The following is a 5,935-nucleotide window of genomic DNA, read 5'->3' as shown; positions in this document are numbered from 1 at the left end:
TTGCGGCGCGGTTACGCTCATCAGGGCCAGATAAGGCGCGACGAAGGCCCATTCCTCGTCACTGACATCGCTTGGGTACGCAATTCGATTCGACATGGCTCGAATATACACCCAAGGTGAACAAAGTGCATAACAGACTCTGAGAGGATCAGACCGCCGCCGGTTCCGGAATGAGCGGGCGGATGGTTTCGCGGGCCCACGCCTCGATGGTGGTGGGCGTGGTGTTCTCGGAGGTGCGGGGCTCGCGGTCGGCCGCGTGCACGTCCAGGCTGGTGAACAGGCGCGCGTACTCGCCGGCCACGTGCTCGCTGGCGCCAGAGCCCAGCAGCGCCTGCCGCGCATCCTCCTCCGACACCTGGACGTAGCGCACCTCGCGCCCGGTCGCGCGGCCGATGGCCTCCGCGGCCTGGGCGGGGGTGACGTCGGCGGGGCCGTGCACGCCGCGGACGTGGTGGCCGGCCCACGACGCGTCCAGCAGCCAGCGCGCGGCCACGTCGCCGATGTCGTGCGTGGCCACCATCGCCAGGCGCGTGTCCGGGCGCAGGCTCATGTAGATGGCGCCGTGGTCCCCGATCGTGGGAATCGCCGAAAGGAAGTTCTCGAAGAAGAAGCCGGCCCGCAGCGAGACCACGTCCGGCGCGGCATTCTCCAGCATCCGCTCCACCTTCCCCAGCCGCGACACGGCGAACAGGTCGTCCCGATGCGCTCCGCCGCTGGACAGCAGGACCACGCGCCGGATGCCGTTGGCGCGCACCGCGTCCGCCGCCGCCTGTCCGATCCCCAGCTGGAATCCCGCCCAGTCGGTCGTGGTGTAGTGCGGCGGGATGAGCAGGAACAGCGCATCCGCTCCGGCGGTGGCCTCGCGGACAAAGGCGGCGTCCTCCAGCGAGCCCTGGCGCACGGTGGCCCGGGCGCGGACGTTGTCTGGGAGCTTCGAGGGGTCGCGGGCCAGCAGGGTGACGTCCGCGCCGGCCTCCAGCAGGTTCTGGACGACGCGGCTTCCGATGTTGCCCGTGGGCGTGGTGATGGCGATGCGCATGGCTCTCTCTCCGGTGTCAGTGGGATACCCTTCCTGGCTTTGCGGAGCGAAAGGTAGCGCGGCATTGTCGGACGATCTATCTTCAGGAGTCGGTATTTCTTTCGATATCGTCCGGGAGAAGAGAGATGGACGTCCTGAGCCAGCTGCTGGCGGACCTGCGGGTGGAGAGCACCATCTACTGCCGCTTCGAGGTGGCGGACCCGTGGGCGATCGCGTATCCCGGCGGAGAGGCGGCCGGCTTTCACGTCGTGCTGGAGGGCACCTGCCACCTTGCCGTGGACGGGCGCGATCTCCTGCGGCTGGAGGCGGGTGACCTGGTGGTGCTGCCGCACGGCACGGCGCACGTGCTGCGCGGCACCAGCCCGGCCATTCCCGCGCCCGTGGAGGCGGTGTCGGCGCGGCGGCAGGCGTCGGATGGCTTCGGCGTGCGGTACGGCGGGGCGGCGTACCTGTGCGGCGCCTTTCGCTTCAACGCCTCCGTCGGCCATCCGCTCCTGTCCGCGCTCCCGGAGGTCATCCACGTGCCCGCCGCGCAGACGCGCGCGCACCCCTGGCTGGAGACGCACCTCTCCGCCATTGCCTGCGAGGCACGCTCCGGCCGGCCGGGGGCGGAGATGGTGATGGCGCGGCTTTCGGACGTGCTGTTCGTGCAGGCGGTGCGCGCCCACCTGGCCGCGCTGCCGGACGTGGCCGCCGGGTGGCCGGGCGCCCTGCGCGATCCCTCCGTGTCGCGGGCGCTCACCGTCATCCACCAGCAGCCGGAGCGGCCCTGGACGGTGGAGCTGCTGGGGCGCGCGGTGGGGATGTCGCGCTCGCACTTCGCGGAGCGCTTCACGAAAGTCGTGGGCGAGCCGCCGCTGTCGTACCTGGCGCGCTGGCGGATGCATCGCGCGCGCACGCTGCTGCGCGACCCGTCGGTGCGGATGGGGCGCATCGCCCGGATGCTGGGCTACGGCTCCGACGCGGCGTTCAGCACGGCGTTCAAGCGGTGGAACGGCATGGCCCCCGGCGAGTTCCGCAGGTCCGTCCGCCAGCCGCGGATGGCCGGCGAGCTTCTGGCCTGAGACGCCGCCCCGAATGCATCCCATCGACGTCGCACACGGCCGCCGCCCTGCACGAGCCGTTCGGCGACGCGCAGTTGCAGGCGTTGCGGGAGGCGGCGGACCGGGGACGCGTTCCCGGGGCTGCCGGCGACGGGATGTGCCGGCGATCCGACGCCTTGTGAATCGGCGGCCCGTGCGTGAAGTTCTGTCCACGTGCCGGCCGGCTGTCACCGCTTACGCGGACCACACACATGGGACCTTCCGACACTTCACCCGAAGCTGAGCGCTTTCTGATCGAGGGCTACCGGCGCATGTCGCCCAGCCAGAAGCTGGAGCGCGTGTTCTCGCTCAACCGGATGCTCGAGCAGCTTCAGCGCGCGAGGATTGCCGCCGACTACGGGGAGATGTCCGAGCGCGAGATGCGGCTGCGACTGGCGTCGCTGCGGCTGGGACGTGAGACGATGGTCAAGGTTTTCGATTGGGATCCGGAGGAAAAGGGCTGGTGAGCGTCATGGAAGAGGCGCTTGCCGTTACGCTGCGGGTGATCGGTGTGCTCGATCGCCTTGAAGTTCCTTATGTGGTAGGCGGCTCCATCGCGAGCTCGATCTACGGCAAGCCCCGGGCGACGCAGGACGTGGATGTTGTTGCTGACTTGAGGGATGAGCACATTCCCGGCTTCGTTGCGGATCTGGCCGATGACTTCTATCTCGATGAACCAGCCATCCGTGACGCGGTGCGCCGGCGCGCGACATTCAACGTGATCCACTTGAACACGATGTTCAAAGTGGACGTGTTCGTCGCAAAGCACGATGCCGCGACTACCCAGGAGCTCGCTCGTCGCCGCCCGTACATTCCCCCGCAGTCCGGCGGCACGGAGATCTCCCTGGCGAGCCCTGAAGATACCGTCGTTCAGAAGCTGTACTGGTATCGGCTGGGAGATCATGTGTCCGAGCGCCAGTGGACGGACGCAATGGGTGTTCTGACCGTTCGCGGAAACGATCTGGATCGCGAATACATGCACGATCTCGCCGCTGAGATGGGAGTGGATGATCTGCTCATCCGCGCATTCCACGACGCGGGCCTGGAATCCTGACCGTCCGTGTATCTACCCGTGGCTCAATCGCGCCGCGGCTTTTCCTCGGCACATGACCCCCATCGACATCGCATACCGCCGGCTGCACAACCAGCGGCTGGAGGGCGAGCCGCTCGCGGCGCCGGTGGACGTGGTGCGGTGGCTGGGAGCGGTGCAGGCGCAGGACTACGGGCCCGCCAAGTGGTCGCTGGGCGAACGCTCGGCCGGCGCGGTGGACGCGGACGTGGACCGCGCGATGGCGGAGGGCGCCATCCTGCGCACGCACATGCTGCGGCCCACGTGGCACTTCGTGCTGCCGGCGGACATCCGCTGGATCCAGGCGCTCACGGCGCCGCGCGTGCACGCCCAGAACGCGTACTACTACCGGCAGACGGGGCTGGAGGACGCGGGCGTGCGCGAAAAGGTGCGGCGCCTCATCGTCGGCGCGCTGCGGGACGGCGGCCACCGGACTCGCGGCGAACTGGCGGCCGTGCTGGCGGGGGAGGGGATCGTGGTGAAGGGGCTCGGGATGGCGTACATCCTGATGGATGCCGAGCTGGACTGCGTGATCTGCAGCGGGGCGCCGAAGGGCAGGCAGCAGACGTACGCGCTGCTGGACGAGCGGGTGCCGGACGCGCCGGCGCTCACGCGCGACGAGGCGCTGGGCGAGCTGGCGGTGCGCTACTTCGCCAGCCGCGGCCCGGCGACGGCAAAGGACCTGCGCTTCTGGAGCAGCCTTACGCTGGCCGACATCCACCGCGGCATCGAGGCCGCCGGGGCGTGGCTGGAGCAGCAGATGATCGATGGGCTCTCCTTCTGGTCCGCGCCGGGCGAGGCGCCGTCCGATCCCCCCTCGCCCCGGGTTCACCTGCTGCAGGGGCTGGACGAGTACTTCGTGGGCTATGGAGAAAGCCGCTCGTTCTGCGACCAGGCGGGGACGCGGCCGTCGCTGGTGGACCGGGCCGTCTACAACGGCGCGCTCATCCTCGACAGCCAGCTGGCGGGCCACTGGAAGCGCGCGGTGACGAAGCGTGCCCTCACGTTGACTGTGGCCCTCCGCGAGGACTTCGATGACGCGCGGATGCAGGCGCTGCGGGACGCGGCCGACCGGCAGGGCGCGTTCCTGGGCCTGCCGGCGACGGTGGCGGCGGAGGTGATGTGAGCGTGAGACCGGATCCGCAAAAAGATCGGCCGGTGGTTCGGGTGAGATGATGCCGGTGCAGCCGAATTCGGTACGAGGCACGGCGGTCTGCCGGATGCCTGTCGGGTGGAGTGGGAATCGTGGCCGCCGGAGCCTGGCTCCGGCGGCCATGACCATGGCGCGACTACACGTTGCGGCACTCGCAATAACCGTCGAGGCAGTGACCGGTGCTCCATCCGTACTCGCGGCACTCGCGATGGCAGTAACCCGAATAGCACGCCGCCCCCCGCTCCTCGACCGGCGCCGGCCGCGCGAACGCGCTCTGCGCGCCGGCCGCCAGCGACACCACCATCGCGGCGGCGAACGCCAGCCGGCCCACAATCGATCCTGATCTCATCCGCTGCTCTCCTGCAAGGGTTGTCTGCACATCTGCGGACCGGCAAGATCAGCGGCGGGCTCCTGTTCCGCAACGGATGGCGGATAACGTCGGGGGCTGGACGCGCGTCGCATCCGCTGCCGCCGTGGCTCGCGGGCTGCTGTGTTCACGGCCGATGCGGCAGTACCCGCCGCGTGGATCGTCCGGAATCGCGTCGGGGGCGCGTTGTCGCTTCGGCCGCTCGCACGTTCACCCGCACGCCATGACGACGCACGATGACCATCTTTCCGATCCTGGCGCTGTGGATGCTGGCGAACGGCGCCGCCGCGGAACCGTGCGCGGCCCCGCCGCCCGCCGGAGCACCGGCTGGCGCGTGCAAGTGCGGATCGAACCCGGCGGCGGAGGAGCTCGCGCACGCGCGGGCGGTGTTCTCGGGCGTAGTGGTGCGCATCGAGGACAGGAGCGCCATCTCCTCGGGGAGTGACAGCCTGGGCAACCTCGCCGCGCTCCACCCTCTGACATCGAGCACGGTCCATCTGCGGGTGACGCGCGGCTGGAAGGGTGCGGCCGCGGGCGACACCGTCCAGGTGCTGGACGGGTACCTGTGCGGAATTCGCTTTCGCGAAGGCGAGGAATACCTTGTCTATGCCCGGCCGGACGAGCACGGCGCGCTCTTCACCTCCTTCTGCCTGCGCACGCGCGTGCTCTCGCGGCGGGGCGAGGTTCACCGGGGCATCTTTCCTCCCACCTGGGAAGACGTGGCGGTGCTGGATTCCATTGCCGGGGCCGCGCGCCCGTGATTGGCATTCGCCTGGAGACGCACGTCGCCGCGCCGCGCGAGCGGGTGTTCGACCTTACGCGCAGCATCGACTGCACACGCGGTCGCTGGACCGGACGGGCACGGCATGTTCCTTGGCCTTCCCGCGAACGCAATCGTCGGGGTCATGTGAACGCCCGCGTGGTCATGTGTGATCGCCCATGTGCGTTCCGGGCCAGTGGCGCAGTTGCCCCTTGGAGCGTGTTCAAGAATTCGACGCTGCGCATCCAGGCAGATCTACCAGCGCTGTCATTCCGAGGCCCGGCCACGCCGCAGCCTGCTTTCACACCAGAGGTTGCAGGGCCGAGGAATCCCCTGTCGGATTGCTGGAGGGCAGACGCGGTAGCCCGTGCTTACCTTGCGGCTACGACACGGGCGGACAGGGCCAGTGCCGGAGCGGTGCGGCGGGGCACCAGCAGCAGACAGTAGATTTCTCAGTCGGCGCGC

At 69.4% G+C, this 5,935-nt stretch carries 8 protein-coding genes; 5 read left to right on the top strand and 3 right to left on the bottom strand.

Annotation, left to right across the window (positions count from 1 at the left end; all coding sequences use genetic code 11):
• Together VGC13_RS00745 and VGC13_RS00740 are read right to left on the bottom strand one after the other, a co-directional pair.
• On the bottom strand, positions 1–96 hold a 96-nt coding region (locus VGC13_RS00745), incomplete at its 3' end, for a transposase (protein ID WP_414682973.1).
• A 52-nt stretch (positions 97–148) separates the two neighbouring features.
• Positions 149–1,039 (bottom strand): NAD(P)H-binding protein, encoded by an 891-nt coding sequence (locus tag VGC13_RS00740; protein WP_331123272.1) that lies wholly within the window; start codon positions 1,037–1,039, stop codon positions 149–151.
• Between the two features lie 125 nt (positions 1,040–1,164).
• Between VGC13_RS00740 and VGC13_RS00735 the strand changes: the two genes are divergently transcribed.
• The 4 genes from VGC13_RS00735 to VGC13_RS00720 all read left to right on the top strand — a co-directional run bounded on the left by VGC13_RS00735 (position 1,165) and on the right by VGC13_RS00720 (position 4,316).
• Positions 1,165–2,103 carry an AraC family transcriptional regulator gene (locus tag VGC13_RS00735; protein ID WP_331123271.1) on the top strand — a complete coding sequence of 313 codons (939 nt, stop codon included), beginning with the start codon at positions 1,165–1,167 and terminating at the stop codon, positions 2,101–2,103.
• Positions 2,104–2,333: 230 nt separating this feature from the next.
• Positions 2,334–2,588, top strand: a complete 255-nt coding sequence (locus VGC13_RS00730) for a hypothetical protein (RefSeq protein ID WP_331123270.1) — start codon at positions 2,334–2,336, stop codon at positions 2,586–2,588.
• On the top strand, positions 2,585–3,175 hold the full coding sequence (locus VGC13_RS00725) for a hypothetical protein (RefSeq protein WP_331123269.1): 591 nt from the start codon (positions 2,585–2,587) through the stop codon (positions 3,173–3,175). Before VGC13_RS00730 ends, VGC13_RS00725 begins: the two co-directional genes overlap by 4 nt.
• 52 nt (positions 3,176–3,227) lie before the next feature.
• Positions 3,228–4,316, top strand: coding sequence for a winged helix DNA-binding domain-containing protein (locus VGC13_RS00720; RefSeq protein ID WP_331123268.1), 1,089 nt, complete (start codon positions 3,228–3,230; stop codon positions 4,314–4,316).
• A 163-nt stretch (positions 4,317–4,479) separates the two neighbouring features.
• On the opposite strand, the gene VGC13_RS00715 is transcribed toward VGC13_RS00720, so the two are convergent.
• Positions 4,480–4,692 carry a hypothetical protein gene (locus VGC13_RS00715; protein WP_331123267.1) on the bottom strand — a complete coding sequence of 71 codons (213 nt, stop codon included), beginning with the start codon at positions 4,690–4,692 and terminating at the stop codon, positions 4,480–4,482.
• 254 nt (positions 4,693–4,946) lie between these two features.
• On the opposite strand from VGC13_RS00715, the gene VGC13_RS00710 reads away from it, so the two are divergent.
• Positions 4,947–5,471: a hypothetical protein gene (locus VGC13_RS00710; protein ID WP_331123266.1), complete on the top strand. Its 525-nt coding sequence runs from the start codon at positions 4,947–4,949 to the stop codon at positions 5,469–5,471.
• The last annotated feature ends 464 nt before the right edge of the window (positions 5,472–5,935 follow it).

This window comes from Longimicrobium sp., assembly GCF_036399255.1.
In the GTDB taxonomy this organism is placed as follows: domain Bacteria; phylum Gemmatimonadota; class Gemmatimonadetes; order Longimicrobiales; family Longimicrobiaceae; genus Longimicrobium.
The sequence above is the reverse complement of the archived record's forward strand: the minus strand, read 5'-3'. Positions and strand labels throughout refer to the sequence as shown.